Source organism: Streptomyces sannanensis (assembly GCF_039536205.1).
In the GTDB taxonomy this organism is placed as follows: domain Bacteria; phylum Actinomycetota; class Actinomycetes; order Streptomycetales; family Streptomycetaceae; genus Streptomyces; species Streptomyces sannanensis.
In genome coordinates, this window is record NZ_BAAAYL010000004.1 from 35,308 (window position 1) to 49,976 (window position 14,669).

Here is a 14,669-nt window from a genome sequence, read left to right on the forward strand (position 1 = left end):
CGGGTTCAGGCACGGATTCCGCGAAGGCGATCGTGCTTACCCGCCGACATGGCATGGCGTCGGGGCACCCGGCATGGCACAGGACCGGAGCCCGGACGAGGCCGTCGACTGCTTCTCCATTCCGCAACCTCGGTGCGGCGTCGTACTCGGCGACGACCCCCAGCTTGTGCTCCGCGGAGAACGTCCGCCGCTTCGGGCGGTCGCCGGATTCGATCCGGAGCTACGGAGGGTCGTGCTGGCCATGCCGGGGTTGCTCCTGTCTCGCCCTTGCAGTCCAACCCGGCAAAGCGGGCGTCTCGGTCAAGGCTGTCAGAGAGGGCCACGGCGTGGACCTGCAGGCCGGAACAAGGGGCGCCGAGATCACGACAGTTGCCGGTCAGACCCGCGGGGTACAGCTGGCCGACGGGGTGGTAACCCTGGCCGACGATGTTCTGGTCACCATCGGCTCCCGTACATCGTTCCAGGGCCGCCGTGTCATGGCGAGTGAGTTGCCCGCGGTCACCGTACTGTTCTCCTGTTGGAAGGACGGTGCGAGCCTCGCCATGGCCCCGAGCGATGCCTTGGGACGTACGCACTTGTCCGCCAGGCCGTCGTACCGGTCTGGTGAAGCTGGGGCAGCCCGATCCGGGGAACGCCGCGGAGGGTGACAAGCGACCCCGACAACAGGGCGGGGCGTGCCAGGACTACCGGACGGTGCGGGTCCGTTCAGCAAGGTCAGAGGGAAGGGTGATGACCATGGAGCTGTTCCTGCCGATCCCGCTTGCCGAGTGGCGTGACACCAAGGAGACGCTCCAGCGCTTCGCGCAGATCGTCGGGAAGGTCCGTCTCGCCGCCAGCGCCCGGCGCAACCACTGGTGGAATGTCCCGTTCCACCTCACGGGGCGCGGCATCACGACTCGCCCGATGGGGCAGGTCGACGGCAACCCGATCTTCACGATGGACTTCGACTTCGTCGCGCATCGGCTGGTCGTCTCGACGCTGGACGGCCGGGAGATCTCCTTTCCGCTCGTCGGTCAGTCCGTGGCTTCCTTCCATGACGCGGTCATGGAGTCGCTGGCAACATTGGGCATCCGGGTGCGGCTAGACGTGCCCAGGCCCTTCGACCTGCCCGACTCCGGCCGGCCGTTCGCCGAGGACGCCGAGCATGCGACGTACGAGCCCGCGCAGGCCAACCGCTACTGGCGGGTCCTCAGCCAGGTGGCGTCGGTGCTGGAGGAATTCGCCGCGGGGTATTCGGGGAAGGTAAGCCCGGTGCACCACTTCTGGCACACCTTCGACATCGCGCACACCCGGTTCTCCGAGCGTCACATCGAGCAGCCTCAGCAGCTGGACCATGTCACCCGGGAGGCGTACTCCCGGGAGGTGATCAGCTTCGGCTTCTGGTTCGGGGATGACACCTTCCCCGAGCCCGCGTTCTACTCCTACACCGCTCCGGAGCCGGCGCACCTGGCCGAGGAGCCGCTCGAGCCCGCAGCGGCACACTGGATCGCCCGGAACAACAGCCACCTGGCCGTACTGCCGTACGACGAGGTCCGTGCCGAGGCCGACCCGCGTGCCGCCGTACTCGCCTTCTACGAAAGCGCGTACCAGGCCGGTGCCCGACACGCCGGATGGCCGATCGACCCGCTCGCATGTCCGGGCGGGGTGACGGACCCGCAACTGCGATCCCACAGACCCCACCCGGCCTCCGGCTGAGGCCCAACAGCAGCCGCGAACCCCGCGTCGGCACGGCCACCCGGCCACCGCCCCGGTCAGACGTCGGTGCGTGCCAGCTCGCCCGATGTGGCCCTCGACGGCTCCGGAACTGTGAGGCAGAGACAGTCCGTTGCGGACAGCGTCGAAGCCGCGGCGGAGGTTGCGGGCGAAGGACGCCAGCGGGGCCAGGGTGTCCTGCTCAGCGTCGGCGATCCAGTCCTCGAGGCGGTCGCCGTGGCGTCCGGTCATCATGGCGGCGAACTTTTTGACGTGACCGGTGAGCCGGTCGAGTTCGGGATCGCGCTCACGCAGACGGTGCAGCTTGTCCGCGTCCTCGTCCCGCAGGTGTTCGGGGTGGGTCATGATCCAGGAGGTGACCTCGCGAACCGACGGGGGCTTCGGTCCTGGGGCGGGAGCGTGTCCGCGCCCGGTTCGGTAGCGCCGCAGATGACGCTGGACGGCCAACTCGCCTACGCGATAGCCGGCCTGGCCGCCTACCAGCGGGACGCCATCGAGGCGTACGCCACGACCCGGCTGAGCTGAGGGAATCGGGCCGCCGCCACGGGAACGGCCTGCGGCGCGGCCCTGCGGTGTGAACAGGCCGCAGCGTCCGCAACGCCAAGGAAGTCTCCCCTCGCCTGTCGACGGTGTCGCCGGTGGGGTGCTGTCCGGCGCCCCCCGGTTTGGCGCAGGCCATGCGGATGGTCCAGTCGGCGGCCGGATCGCCGAAGAGCGTGCGGTCCAGGTCGAGGACTCCCGTGATCACCGGCTCGGGTGCCTCGGAGTCGAGCATGGTGTTGACGGTCCACAAGTCACCGGTGAGCAGGCGCGGTTCGGTGATCTCGTCGAGGACATGGTGGTGTTCGGTGGCGAGGTCGGCGACCTTGCGTACGTCGGCGGCGTCGAGGCCGAGATGCTCCAGGTTGCCGGCGATGGCGTTGAGGGAGGCGATCACGGCCGCGCTCCAGGTGCGGTGTCCGGGTCCCGCCACCGGACCGAAGTGCGGGCTGTGGACGGCGTGAACGCGTGCCGTGATCTCACCGAGCTGAGCGAAGAAGCCCGGCCACTGGTCGCGGGGGTAGGCGTGGAGACGTTCAGGGGCGGGCACACCCGTGAGGTGGCTCTGCACGATCCAGTCCCGGCCGGTGATCTCCTGCGACCAGTCGGCGAACAGGACGCGCGGGACGATGCCCGCGATGGGGGACAGGTAGGGCACGGTGGCGTACTCGTCGCGCATCAGCTCCCGCTCGCAATTGATCTGCTGCCTCCCAGCGGGGGCGATGCGCAGGATGACCGGCTCCCTCAGGCTGTCGACGGTGATCCGGTAGGTGGTGTTGTACATGCCGCCGCCGAGCTCCACAGCGGAGGTGACGCGTGCGGCTCCCCGAAGGCGCGCTGACCGGTCGCCTGGATGTCCTCGGCGGTGACGGGCTGCTGGAAGGCATGCGGGTCACGGGGGAATGGATCGGAAGTCCATGGGGCTCCTTCATACCCGAGAAGGGAAAGCGGCTGGTCAGAAGTAGGCGACGGGGTTACGGGACCGGTGGGGGCGGTGGGCTTCCCGGCCCGCGCGTCTTCGCGCAGGAGTTCGCCTTCGAGGGCGTACCGGTCGCCGTGCTTGCTGATCCCGGTGATCGTGGCAACGGCGAGCCCCAGGCCCTCGGTGTTGACGATCTGCACCTCGTCCTGGGCCAGCTCCGTGCGGAGGCCAGCGTCACCGACCCGGCGCGCCGGGGCCGGGCGCACCGGTCAGCGGCGAACCTTCAGGCTCCACTTCTCGGAGGTGCGGACCCCGATCAGGCCGGGCGGGACCACGTAGACCCCGGGCTCCCGGCACAGCTGCCGCTCGGGGCGCAGGTACGCGTCCATGGTGGCCAGCACTATTCCGTCGGACTCGGCCCCGGGGTCGACCCGGACCTCCACCTTTGCGGCGGAACCGGTCATCTCCACCAGCTCCCAGCCGTGGCCGGACAGCTTTCGCTTCAGCTCGCGGACGTCGTCCAGGGGCAGTACCTCCAGCTTCCACGAGGCCGCGTGGTCCAGCTTCACGACCACGTGGCACCAGCCCTCGGGTCCCACGGCGAGCGGGCCGGTCATCGGCAGCCGGGTTCCGATCCGCCCGACCCTGTCGCTGGTGCCGTCCGGCTGGACGGTGTGCACATAGCTGATGATGTCCTCGGAGCCGTCGCACGTGGCCCGGATCAGGGCGGGCGGGCCCGCGTAGCGCAGCACGGCCTGTCCCCGCCCCTTGGCGCGCTTGCCCAGGGCCTCCACCGTGTCGAGCGGACGGACCCGGAGCCGCCAGTCGCCGGAGCCCTCGACCCTCACCCGCACCTCGGGCTCGCCCTTGGCGAACGCCAACAGCTGCCCCCGCGCGTCCCTGGTGGTGGAGTAGATGCTCAGCTGGTCCACCTCGCCCTTCTCGTCGAGCCGCCAGATCCAGAACCAGCTGTGCCGCTTGGGCACCCGGGTCCGCTCGAACTCCACCACCGCAGGCCGGCCGGGCTCCGGGTTCACCACGGTCAGTTCCAGCGTGCCGCGCCCCTCGTAGACGCCGGTGGTCAGGGACCGGGCGCGGGCCCGCTCGGCCTCCTCCGGGGTGCGGTGGTGTCCCGGCGCGGGCGTCAGCTCGGCGGTCCAGTCGGCCTCCGCCGACACGAGCACCAGCAGCGGTCCGGCCGGGACCGGGTGGGTGGCCTCGCCCCGGCCGTCGTCGTCGGCCAGCGGCTTCCGCTGCGCCGGCTCCACGCGGTCGAGTCGGGCCGTGGCCGCCTCGAAGCGGGCGGACCGCGGTCCGTGGTGGCTCAGGGTCAGGTCGGCGGCCGGGCCGCCGTGCAGGAGTACGTCCGGGCCGGTGCCGGAGACGGTGCCGTCCAGTTGGCGCGCGGCACCGAGCGACAGCACCCGCAGGGTCCAGGCGCCTGCCGCCTCGACGCGCAGCCGCAGGGCGCGCTTACCGCGGACGGCCAGGACCCGGGCCTCCCGGACCGGGGCGGTGGTGTCGAAGAGGACCTGGTCCTGCGCGTCCTCGTGGTTGAGGGTGGCGACGGTGAAGCGGCCGCTGCCGGCCACCGACATCTCGATGATCAGCGGGCCCTTCAGGGCCGGCCGGCCGAAGGAGAGGACCTGGTCTCCTTCGCCGTGCACCTCGTGGAACACCTCGCCCGCGGGGACGGGCACCGACCCCTGCTCCGACCCGGCTGCCGGGCCCGGTACCTTCGCCAGGGACGCCGCTTGGGCTGCCACCTGGGCCCCGCTCGCGGGCACGCCCCGGGCCACGGCCGGGGCGGGACTCGCGGCCGGGCTCCCGCCTGCCTTCTGGCGGCCCCCGGCCGGCGCCTGGCCGGGGCCGGCCGCCGCCGGGGCCCCACCCGGGACGGTTTTGCCCGTGGTCAGGCCCGGGATCACGTCCGGGGGCGGGGCGGCCTCCTTGTGGACCTCGGTCATCGCGGGGCCCGGCACCGGCGCGGTCGGAAGGGCCTCCGCGGGTATGCCGTAGTCGGCGGCGAGCGCGGCCGGTCCGGCGCTGTAGCCCTGGCCCACGGCGCGGAAGCGCCAGGCCCCGTTGCGGCGGTAGCACTCGCCGAGCACCAGCGCGGTCTCCCCGCCGGCGTCTGTGACCTCGTACCGCGCCACCGGCGGCCCCTCGCCGCCGGCCACCTCCACGGACAGCCCGGCGGTCGTGCCGAACGTCCCGCCCGCGGCGAGGACGGCGATCAGCACCCGCTGTACGGCGGGCTCCACCGCCTTCTCGTCCACCTCCAGCCGCTGGACGAGGAGCCCGTCCTCCGTCGCCCCGCCCATGTGCCGTACGGCGCCCGAGGGGTGCGAGGGCCGGTCCCCGCGGACCACGTCGGCTTCACCGCGGACCCGGCCCGCCGCGTCCAGCAGTACCGCCGTGGCGGCCACCAGGGGGGTGCCCGGCCGGGACTCGCGGGCCACGGTGATGCGGAAGGGGCCTCCGGGCAGCGGGGTGTTGGCCCCCTTGATGATGATCGTCATACCGGCATCCTGGCACCGGCCTCCATCCGCGGTCGATGGATTCCGGCGGATTCCGAGGACGGGCGACGGCATGCCGAAGGGGCCGATGTCCGGGGGCCATTGAGATGGCCCCCGGCTGATCGGCGAGCGACGTTCCCAGGAGAAGAAATCGCCGGACACGGCTACACCGACGTCATCGGTAACCGCAGGGACCCAGAACCACGACTCCCGCCCGCGTTCATGGGGAACGAGCCGCCGCGCACTGGCGTGCACAGCGCTATCCGCGCTGGTTGAGCGCCCTGGTCAGCTCCCGGTTGGCGGCGCGCGTCGCGTCGAGTTCGGCCCGCCGGTCCTCCAGGTGACGGGTCAGCTCGGTGTTGCTCTGCTCGAGGCGGGTGGTCGTGGCCTGGAGCTCGACGACGTCGGTCGGGGCTCCGAGTCCGGACTCGCGCCACGCCTGGTCTCCGAGACGCCGGGGGAGGTGGTGCCCCAGTTGCTGGACGCGGGCGGCGAGGCGGGCGGCCCGGGCGCACGCGTTGGTGAGGTCGGTCTGCAGTGAGGATCGGCTGACGGCCGGTCCGTTTACCGGTTTCGGTCCCGGGGGTTCGCGGGCGGCGGTGTGCACGAGATCGAGCAGGTCACGGCGGCGGTAGAGGAAGGTCCGGTCGACACTCGCGGCGCGGGCGATGGCGGCGGCAGTCAGCGGAGTGCCGGCCCGCACGGCGGCGGTAACGGCGGCTTGCACGCGAGCCCGGCGTCGGTCGGTGCCGGCGTGGCGGCCGTCGTTCATCGCGGTGGTCACAACAGGGTCCTTGGGGGTCGGATGTCGGGCAGGGGCTGGCCGACGCGGGGTATGCCGATCATGACGGTGCGGCTGCGGCGTACGAGGGTGATGGCCTGCTCAATCTGGGCGCGGTCTTCGGGTGTGAGGTCGCCGAGGTCGGCCTGGACGCGGTCGATGAGGCGGCGGACGCGGCGGATCTCTTCTTTGGCAGGCATCGCCTGGGCTCTGGCCCAGCCGTCGGCCTCGAAGGCGGACATCAGTGGCTAGGGCGGCGTATTGGAGTGGAGATGGGCAAGCTGAATCAGGTGGCCGACGGCGTCTGGGTCCGGCAGAGCGAGTGGGCCTGGACCAATTCCATCGTGGTGCGCGGGGAGGACGGGTTGATCCTGATCGATCCCGGCATTGATGGCTCCGAGTTGAACCAACTCGCCGATGACGTGGACCGGCTCGGCATTCCGGTGGTCGCCGGGTTCTCCACCCATCCCCACTGGGACCACCTGCTCTGGCATCCCCGGTTCGGCGACGTGCCGCGCTACGCCACCCCCGCCGCCGCCCACGTTGCCAGTCAAGCCCGAGAGCGGGCGCAGGCGATGGCGGCGGAGAGCGCGTCCGGCATCCCTCTTGACCTAGTCGCGCTAGTCACCCCGCTGCCAGCGGACGGCGGACCGGTGCCGGGCGAGACCATTGAGCATCAGGCGCACGCTGTCGGCCACGCCGCGGTCCTCCTCGCGGACCGTGGCGTCCTGCTCGCCGGCGACATGCTCTCCGACGTCCTGATCCCGCTCTTCGACTTTCGCCAAGACGATCAGGTGGGAGCCTACGAGGCCGCGCTCGACCGGCTGGGTGAGGCCGCCGGGCACGTCGATGTCGTGGTCCCCGGCCACGGCGCCGTTGCCGAAGGTCCCGAGGTGGCGGCCCGCCTCGCCGCCGATCATGCCTACATCGACGCGCTCCGGCGAGGGGAGGAACCGGTCGACGCGCGTCTGGGGCCGCATGCGGACTGGCTCTTCGGCCCCCACCGGTCGAACCTGGAGCAGGCCCAAGGGCGGTAGGGCCCGGGGGTCCCTGGCGGGTCTGCCGGATCGACACCCTGACCAAGCTGGTCGGCTCGATGGCGGTCCCCCCGGGAGACCTCCTCGGCGGCATCTACTGGGTGCCTGCAGTGGCACCAGAGCCGGTCGGGTCGTTTACCTTCGGCTCTCAGCCCAGACTGCGGACCTGGCCCTATTCGGAACGTGGGCGTCCCGGCTCCTCCTAGCCCGGATCTTGCAGCAAGCCATCAACTGTGAGTCGACGGAGCGCTCACGGGGGGAAACGATGACTGTGTGCTCGTCGAAGGCCGCGCAAACGGACCCGACTGCGGCTGACGGCCGGCCGCAGTTTCGCCCTTGTACTCCGGCAAGGGGTCGGCGGGCCCGAACGACCGCACGTCGGCCCCCGCTACGCGCCGGACGTGACACGCGGCAACGCCGTGGCGCGATGATGCGCCCCAATGCCCGAAAAGAGCCTGCGTGGGGTCGAACCTGGCGGCCGCTGCGGGCTCGCCGCCTCCGGATAGAGTGGGCTGGCCCCGGGGCCCCGGGGCCGAGTATCAGATGGGGTGGGAAATGGCGAAGCACCGGCTGTCCAGACGAGGTCGCTACATAGCCTTGGCGACGACGGGTGTCGCCGTCGTTGCCGGCGCCGGGGTCGCGGCGCAGACTTCGATGGCCGCTACGACGTGGCCGACTCAGAAGACCTACACGGGCCGGGCGTTCGACGCGTGCACGGCGCCCTCGCTCAGCGCGATGACGGCGTGGAAGAAGGACGGCTACTACAGCGGTGTCGCCGTCTACATCGGCGGCAAGAACCGCGGCTGCGCCCAGCCCAACCTGACGAAGTCCTGGGTGAAGTCGGTCGACACGCTCGGCTGGCGGGTCATCCCCCTGTACGTCGGCGCCCAGCCGCCGTGCCAGCAGAGCGGGAACAAGGAAAGGTTCACCGCCGCCACCGCGGCCTCGGTCGGGGTCAGCAACGCCAACGACGCGATCGCCAAGGCGTCGGCGCTCGGCATGAAGACCGGCAGCCCGATCTACCTCAACATGGAGTCGTACGACACCACGAACAAGGCGTGCAACGACGCCACCCTCACCTACGTGAGGTCCTTCACCAAGACCCTGCGCACAAAGACCTACCGCGCCGGCCTCTACGGCTTCAGCAGCTCCAGCGCCAAGGCGATCGCCACCGCCAAGGACCGCACGGACCTGCCCGGCAACCTCTGGTACGCCCTGTGGAACGGCCAGGAGACCACCACCAAGGACTGGCCCTGGGACCCGAAGCTGTACACCGACCACAGCCGCGGCCACCAGTACAAGGCCAACAGCAAAGAGACCCGCGGCGGTTACACCATCAACGTCGACCGCAACGCCTGGGACGCCCCAGTCGCCATCATCGGCTGACCAGCAGTCTCTGGAACGGCAGCATTCGAATCCGTCTGATCCCCGTCCTGGCCATGCGCGCGCAGCCGTGCCCACTGCGCCGTTCTCGTGCCCTGGATCCGCCGGGTTGTCCCGTCAGGGCACTGGGCGGAAAGACGTCGGCCGCACCGGCCCGGCCTCCGGGTCCGCGATCGGGGGCGCGCTGTCCCTCGCCGACCGCCTGCCCGCCACCCCTGGCAGCTGCAGGAGGACCGCCGCCGCGGCCGGGGCCCGACAGCGGGCTCACAGGCTGTTCGATCCACCAGAAGGCGAGGCCGACGATGCTGGCGCCGGTGGCGTAGGCGGCACCGCGCAGGGCGCTGGAGAGCAGCGCGGTACGGCGCCGGGTGATCCAGTGCCGGGCGTGGGTGATTCGCCGGGCCGGCCCGTGGGGTGGGGGCGGGGGTAACTCTGAATGGTGGGTGCTCCGTTCTTCGGGGTGCTGATGTGGCCCGGCGGGGGCTGGGTGGCCTAGGAACCTTCGGCCCCGCGCCGGGCTTCGCCGCGTTTCCCCCGGTCTCCCGGGCACGTAGCCTCCGGCTCGGCCGACGGCAGGGGTTTCGGCGGATGCGCGATCCGGTCCGGCTCCACACCCAACTTGTGCGGGTGCACGCATGCTGGCGTCCGGTCCTCCAGGGTGTATCGGAAGCCGTCGGCCGGATCGAACGGGCACTCCCTGGAGGGCCTGTCGTACACCACGAACGCCTCGCGCGGCAGGCGCTTCGATGGGCAGATCCCGCACGCGGGGTGGTCCTCGCCCTGGGCGAACGGCGCACTCATGACGGAACGGTAGTGAAACCGCACCGTCGGCCGCTGCCGGAACCACACGAACGAGAACGGCGCTCACCCATGATGAAAGGGGTGAGCGCCGTTCTCGGGTCAGGTCCCGGTCCCTGCGGCGGGACACAGCAGGCTGGGTGCCATGGCTACAGTTAGGAAGTCGCCCGTGCGGCTGATGCGCTTGGCGAGATCGGGGATCGTATACGGGGCGCTTGGCCGGAGCGCGGACAGATTATCGACCAGCTTGTACTGGATGCGGCGCTGGTGGGCGCCGATGCCCTGGAAGACCCACGGGACCATCTTGAGCATGTGAATGTCGGTGGCGCCCGGCGTAGTGAGCCAACCGTTCGGGATCGGGAAGAAGCGGTCGAAGGCTTCGAGGGCTGTGGGAATCTCGTCGGCAGGGATGCCGGAGTGCTCCGCCATCCACTCGAACTCCTCCCCTTCCCTGTCCTTGAGGTAGAACCCTCCCCACCCCCACAGGAACTGCTGCCAGAAGGTCGCATAGCGCCGGAAGTTCGGCTGCTCCCGCAGCCACGCCATGCCGTCGTGGAACGTCTCTGGCAGGACGTGGTTGGTCAGCCCCTCGAAGAAGAACGACTTCCCGTCCTCCGACATGCCGAGTTCCGGGGGGCCGTCTGGATGCGCGAGCGCGTAGTCCACGGCAGCCTTGAGGATGGCGAGCCGGGCCCGGTGCTCGAGGTACATGCAAGCCTGGAGCTCAGGATGCTTGCCGTACCGAAGCATCGCCTGATAGCTCGGGCTGTCGCTCGCGGCTGCGTGCGGTCGAAGCCTCCCCCGTCGATCTCGCGTGGGTAGCCCAGGGTCAGCTTCGGGTGCTCTCCATACGCCTCGTAGAGCATCGCCAGGGACTCCTCCGGGGCCTGGCGAAGAAAGTGCCGTTGTTGATCTGACGGTGGTAGGTCTTTGCGGCCTTGGCACCTTCGGCCCCGGCTCTGGCCTGCTTGTTGATGACCTTGACGAACTTGCGCTCGACTCCGTACGAGTGCCGCCACAGACCGATGAGCCTCGGTTCCGCGAAAGATCCGAACCCCTTCTCCGTGAACAGCTTCGGAGCGGTTGTGAAGTCGTCGAAGCACACGATGTCCAGGCCGAGGGGTTCCATCTTCCTCGGAGCGGACTCACGGTCCTCCCACCGGGTGATAAAGAACGCCCCATGCTGAAGTTCCAGGTACCGCATCCACCCAACCACCTTGAATAGGTCGGTGAAGCCCCAGCCTCCGCCCTTGACCTCGATCAGCCGCCGTACTGCCTTCTCGGGCCCGTAGCCGGTGGCGAAGATGTCGAGTTCGAGGATGTCGGCCAGATCGGACTCGATGATCTGCTTCTCGACGAAGTGGCCCGACGCCTGGAACAATGCGGCGATGTAGTCCTCGAGCTCCTCGCCGGCCTTGGGGATGTCCGGCAGAGTCACGACACACGGCAGGAAACGGATGGCCACCCTGGGAGCCGTCTACGATGCCGAACCCGCGCCGCGCACGGTCGACGACATCATCGCCGACCCAGACCAGCAGGACGACGCCGTCCACGGCACGGCGCCCGAGCGTCGGCACCAGCAACAGGAGCTCATCCGCAACCACCAGACGCGCTACCGCGACCAGGTCATACCCACCGCCTGATCGACAGCACCCTCAGAAGATCTGCACCCAAGAAGGATCGAAGTGTTGGACAGGGGTCGTCGCGTACTGGCCGAGGAGGGAGCAACTCCGGTTGGCGCCGCGACGACCACGGAGACTGGCTTGCAGCCGCCCAAAGGCACCTTTTCAACCGCATGCTCGGCTATCTCTACCATTGCCTCCAGTACGGCCGCTGCTTCGACGAAGCTGTGGCCTTTCCAGCACGAGCCCCCGCCGTCTCGCAGGTGGCCTGAACGCGGAAACCTCAGCGGAGTCCGGCGGCGTGCCGAAGCTTCGCCCGGCCGTCAGGGCTGATCAGGCCCTCCGGCAGCATCGCCACCACAGTCGCGTGCTCCGCGAACACAGCCTTGCACTGCTCACGCTCGGGATGGTCGCTGTCGCTGCCGAACCACCGCACTGCCACCTCGTCGGCGGCATCGACTGGCTTGGAAAACTCAGCGACCGTGACCAGAAGATCCAGCAGTTCGGACCGCACAGGAACCTGCGGGTCGCTGGCCAGGCGGAGCAGGAACGGCAGCACTGCCGGCATGGCTGCGTTCATCTCGGTGATGCCGTTGAGAATGGAGTTGGTGAGCACTCGTTCGGCCTCGGACGCGGCGGCCTGATCGAGAAGGGCACGCAGCAGCACCGGGATCTCGGCGGGACATCCGGGGAACTCGGACCAGCGGACATCCTCACACCCGTGGAGGGCAGGATGCCCACGGCCGGCAGCAGCTGCCTGCGGGTACTCGTGGAGAAACCGAGCGACCGCCACCTCCTTGGTGGCCAGGTCCATCCCTGCACACACCGAGCAGGAGCACGGTGGCCGTGTCCGCGGGGGTTCCGGACGCCTCCAGCTCCTTGACGATCCGGTCGGACACCCACAGCGGCATGCCATCGTTGACCTGGTGCGCGGTCTCGGCCATGTGGAACGGCAGCCCCATGGTCGCCACGTGGTGGACCAGGTACAGCGGGTCGGCCGGGATGCAGTGACCGTCGACGTCGGGGCCCGGCCGGAACGAGGTGAATCCGTACGGCTTGGTCGCCGCGGCCTCGAGACGCCGATCCGTCGCAGGGCGGTCGGAGTCTGGTACTCGGTCAACATCACGACCGGCCCCTTGGCCGCGGAGTAGTCGAAGGCCCGCTCCAAGGAGGGGCAGATGCCCACCAGCAGGCCGCGGAGCCGGTTGATCAGGCGGACCCGGTCGGCGATCAGATCAGCCCGATAGTGCGTCAGCACCTGCAGAGAGGTGACCAGCTCCGGGGGCGTGGCCAACGGGACAAAGTGCCAGCGCATACGTGCCTGGTCGGCGATGACACGGGCGTCCTTCGCGTCGGTCTTGCCCTCGCCCCAGTAACCCTCCGGCCGGGCGGTTGAACGGTTGCTGATGATCTTCGAGTGAAGCCACCGAGGACTCCGACATCACCGCACTTCAGGGATTGCGGCGAGCGACATCACGCGATGAATCTCAGTAACTGATCCCGCGGCTCGCCGCGTTCGCACGCCACGTAGGCTGCGCCTGTCGAGGGAGGCCCTGAGGAGGGAGAGACTGCAGGTCATGGCAACGGGGATACGGGAGCGGTGGTGGCTGCCCAGTAGGCGGGTGCTAGGGATCGTGGTGGTGGTGCTCGCCGTCGTCGCAGGCGTCGGCTGGGCAATCAAGCCGACGTGGCAGCCCTGGTGGTACGCCGCGACGCTGTGCGGGGGCAACCTGTCAGGCGAAGACCTCGCCGAACTGCTGCCGAACGAACGGCTGCAGGCCGCCGAGGACACCTTCGGCTCCGGGCACGGCCCGCTCAGATGCGGGGTGAACAAGAGCGATGGCCGGCACTTCGTCCTCAAGACCGAGGCACAGATCGACATGGGCGAGCCGCTGGGTCCGCTGGACATGGAGTTCACCATCCCGAGAGACCTCCACTACGCCTATCCCAGGTCCGTCCCCGGATTTTACGGCAAGTTCGGCCCCGTGATCATTCAGGATTGCCCGAAGCTCGGCCACGAATCCGGGGGCCGCAAGCGGCGCCTCGTCACCAACGTGTACACCAACAAGGTGGATAACAACCCCTCGCCCCAGTCCCTGCGCACGGCCGTGCGCATCGCCAACGGCGCCAACGCCGAGATCGGCTGCGGGGCCGACCCGCTGCCGCTGCCGGACCGCGTCGAACCCGCCCGGAAGCTGTCCCTGAGCCAGGCGGAGGGCACAATGTGCGGCTGGCTGGCCCAGGGTGCGCTGCCCAGGAGCCCGTCCGGCAAGGAGTGGCAGGTGGTCGCGCCCACCGGCGAGAGGGCCCCGGTCACCAGCTGCTCGCTGATCGACTCCGGGACGGGCGAGTCCGCCGTGAACCTCACGGGCTGGTACGGCGATTGGACGGACAAGCCCTTCGAGAGGCTACTCTCGGCCAACGTGCGGATCCCGAAGGGGCACAGCTCCCGCGACGCCCTGCTCGGCGAGCGCTTCGGCCGCGCCAAGGCCCGATGTGCCGGGGAGTCCGCCAACTTCCTCGCCAACAGCTACGCCCGGGACAGCTTGCGATCGGTGCTGCCGATGAGCGAGGTGCGACGCCTCCTCAACGAGTTCGCGGCGGACCAGGCCGAGCGCCGCGGCTGCACCGGCCTGGAGCTCCCCGGCCGCACCGTCCACACGGACTTGCACTGACGGCCCCGCTCGCTCCAGTGAAGCGGCGGCACGGAGATGCTCATACTGAGCTTCGACAACGAGGAGGAGAAGGCGCTGTTCACCCCCGAGGTACAGCAGGAGCTGCTCGACCTCATGGGCCTGCTCGGCGCCATGCCCCGGGCACGAGGACCGCGCCCACCACGTCGTCGCCCAGCTCGGCGATGGCGAGCACGCCACGGGCGCCATGTCCCTCGTGCCGCCCGACGTCGCCGCCAAATCCTTCCCGCACCAGCTCCCGCAGCGCGGCGTAGTGCCGCTGCCAGTCCGCCGGCCACGCCGGGTCCCAGTGCTCATCGATCTTGCGGAGCGCGGCTTCCCATTCGGGGTGTCCGTCCAGGGCGCCGGGGCGACGCCTGTTCGATAGCCACTGTCCCAAAGGCCGGTCAAGAGCAGCCGCGGTGCGGGGCGCACAGAGGCTCCAGTGCTGCTCGTAGTAGGCGCGGGCCGTCTCGAGGTTCTTCTGGAAGCGCTCATCCGCGACGCTCCACACCATGCCGAGCTTCTCCAGCGCCGGGTGGCTTTATCGATGACTCACGACAGTGTGGCGAGGCATCGCCACTCGCTACGACAAGACCCCAGCCAGCTACCTCGCCGGCCTCTACCTTCGAGCCTCAATGATCTGGATCAAGGACCTCGCTCGAACCACTCCTTGATCACA

General features: G+C 69.8%; 15 protein-coding genes and 2 pseudogenes. 5 read left to right on the forward strand and 12 right to left on the reverse strand.

Annotation, left to right across the window (positions count from 1 at the left end):
- Positions 1-735 precede the first annotated feature (735 nt).
- The gene (locus ABD858_RS36215) at positions 736-1,695 is read left to right on the forward strand and encodes a DUF5996 family protein (protein ID WP_345045965.1); all 960 of its coding nucleotides are present in this window, start codon (positions 736-738) and stop codon (positions 1,693-1,695) included.
- Positions 1,696-1,842: 147 nt separating this feature from the next.
- Here ABD858_RS36215 and ABD858_RS37120 read toward each other — a convergent pair.
- The 6 genes and pseudogenes from ABD858_RS37120 to ABD858_RS36240 all read right to left on the reverse strand — a co-directional run.
- Positions 1,843-2,058, reverse strand: a pseudogene (locus tag ABD858_RS37120) (hypothetical protein); the annotation flags it as partial.
- Positions 2,000-3,037, reverse strand: coding sequence for a phosphotransferase family protein (locus tag ABD858_RS36220; RefSeq protein ID WP_345045886.1), 1,038 nt, complete (start codon positions 3,035-3,037; stop codon positions 2,000-2,002). The pseudogene ABD858_RS37120 and the gene ABD858_RS36220, both read right to left, overlap by 59 nt.
- Entirely contained in the window at positions 2,998-3,441 is a 444-nt protein-coding gene (locus ABD858_RS36225) for a hypothetical protein (RefSeq protein ID WP_345045887.1), read from the reverse strand. Before ABD858_RS36225 ends, ABD858_RS36220 begins: the two co-directional genes overlap by 40 nt.
- Positions 3,442-3,444: 3 nt before the next feature.
- Positions 3,445-5,697: a TerD family protein gene (locus ABD858_RS36230; protein WP_345045889.1), complete on the reverse strand. Its 2,253-nt coding sequence runs from the start codon at positions 5,695-5,697 to the stop codon at positions 3,445-3,447.
- Positions 5,698-5,953: 256 nt separating this feature from the next.
- Positions 5,954-6,478, reverse strand: coding sequence for a hypothetical protein (locus ABD858_RS36235; protein ID WP_345045890.1), 525 nt, complete (start codon positions 6,476-6,478; stop codon positions 5,954-5,956).
- A complete protein-coding gene (locus ABD858_RS36240) occupies positions 6,475-6,717 on the reverse strand; it encodes a hypothetical protein (RefSeq protein WP_345045891.1) in 243 nt (80 codons plus the stop codon). Before ABD858_RS36240 ends, ABD858_RS36235 begins: the two co-directional genes overlap by 4 nt.
- Positions 6,718-6,747: 30 nt before the next feature.
- Between ABD858_RS36240 and ABD858_RS36245 the strand changes: the two genes are divergently transcribed.
- Positions 6,748-7,512 (forward strand): MBL fold metallo-hydrolase, encoded by a 765-nt coding sequence (locus ABD858_RS36245; RefSeq protein WP_345045892.1) that lies wholly within the window; start codon positions 6,748-6,750, stop codon positions 7,510-7,512.
- A 555-nt stretch (positions 7,513-8,067) separates the two neighbouring features.
- Positions 8,068-8,898, forward strand: coding sequence for a glycoside hydrolase domain-containing protein (locus ABD858_RS36250; RefSeq protein ID WP_345045304.1), 831 nt, complete (start codon positions 8,068-8,070; stop codon positions 8,896-8,898).
- Positions 8,899-9,795: 897 nt separating this feature from the next.
- Here ABD858_RS36250 and ABD858_RS36255 read toward each other — a convergent pair.
- Together ABD858_RS36255 and ABD858_RS36260 are read right to left on the reverse strand one after the other, a co-directional pair.
- Positions 9,796-10,404 carry a hypothetical protein gene (locus ABD858_RS36255; protein WP_345045893.1) on the reverse strand — a complete coding sequence of 203 codons (609 nt, stop codon included), beginning with the start codon at positions 10,402-10,404 and terminating at the stop codon, positions 9,796-9,798.
- 118 nt (positions 10,405-10,522) lie between these two features.
- Positions 10,523-11,131 carry a hypothetical protein gene (locus ABD858_RS36260; RefSeq protein ID WP_345045973.1) on the reverse strand — a complete coding sequence of 203 codons (609 nt, stop codon included), beginning with the start codon at positions 11,129-11,131 and terminating at the stop codon, positions 10,523-10,525.
- Positions 11,132-11,150: 19 nt separating this feature from the next.
- Between ABD858_RS36260 and ABD858_RS36265 the strand changes: the two genes are divergently transcribed.
- Entirely contained in the window at positions 11,151-11,336 is a 186-nt protein-coding gene (locus ABD858_RS36265; RefSeq protein ID WP_345045974.1) for a hypothetical protein, read from the forward strand.
- 262 nt (positions 11,337-11,598) lie between these two features.
- Here ABD858_RS36265 and ABD858_RS36275 read toward each other — a convergent pair whose 3' ends face one another.
- The 3 genes and pseudogenes from ABD858_RS36275 to ABD858_RS36285 form a co-directional block, all read right to left on the reverse strand.
- Entirely contained in the window at positions 11,599-11,982 is a 384-nt protein-coding gene (locus ABD858_RS36275; RefSeq protein WP_345045895.1) for a hypothetical protein, read from the reverse strand.
- A 46-nt stretch (positions 11,983-12,028) separates the two neighbouring features.
- The gene (locus ABD858_RS37125) at positions 12,029-12,493 is read right to left on the reverse strand and encodes a nucleotide sugar dehydrogenase (protein ID WP_425586382.1); all 465 of its coding nucleotides are present in this window, start codon (positions 12,491-12,493) and stop codon (positions 12,029-12,031) included.
- Positions 12,385-12,696, reverse strand: a pseudogene (locus ABD858_RS36285) (IS110 family transposase); the annotation flags it as partial. The pseudogene ABD858_RS36285 and the gene ABD858_RS37125, both read right to left, overlap by 109 nt.
- A 196-nt stretch (positions 12,697-12,892) precedes the next feature.
- Between ABD858_RS36285 and ABD858_RS36290 the strand changes: the two are divergent.
- Positions 12,893-13,990 carry a hypothetical protein gene (locus tag ABD858_RS36290; protein ID WP_345045897.1) on the forward strand — a complete coding sequence of 366 codons (1,098 nt, stop codon included), beginning with the start codon at positions 12,893-12,895 and terminating at the stop codon, positions 13,988-13,990.
- A 112-nt stretch (positions 13,991-14,102) separates the two neighbouring features.
- Here ABD858_RS36290 and ABD858_RS36295 read toward each other — a convergent pair whose 3' ends face one another.
- The gene (locus ABD858_RS36295) at positions 14,103-14,504 is read right to left on the reverse strand and encodes a helicase associated domain-containing protein (RefSeq protein WP_425586380.1); all 402 of its coding nucleotides are present in this window, start codon (positions 14,502-14,504) and stop codon (positions 14,103-14,105) included.
- Between the last annotated feature and the right edge of the window lie 165 nt (positions 14,505-14,669).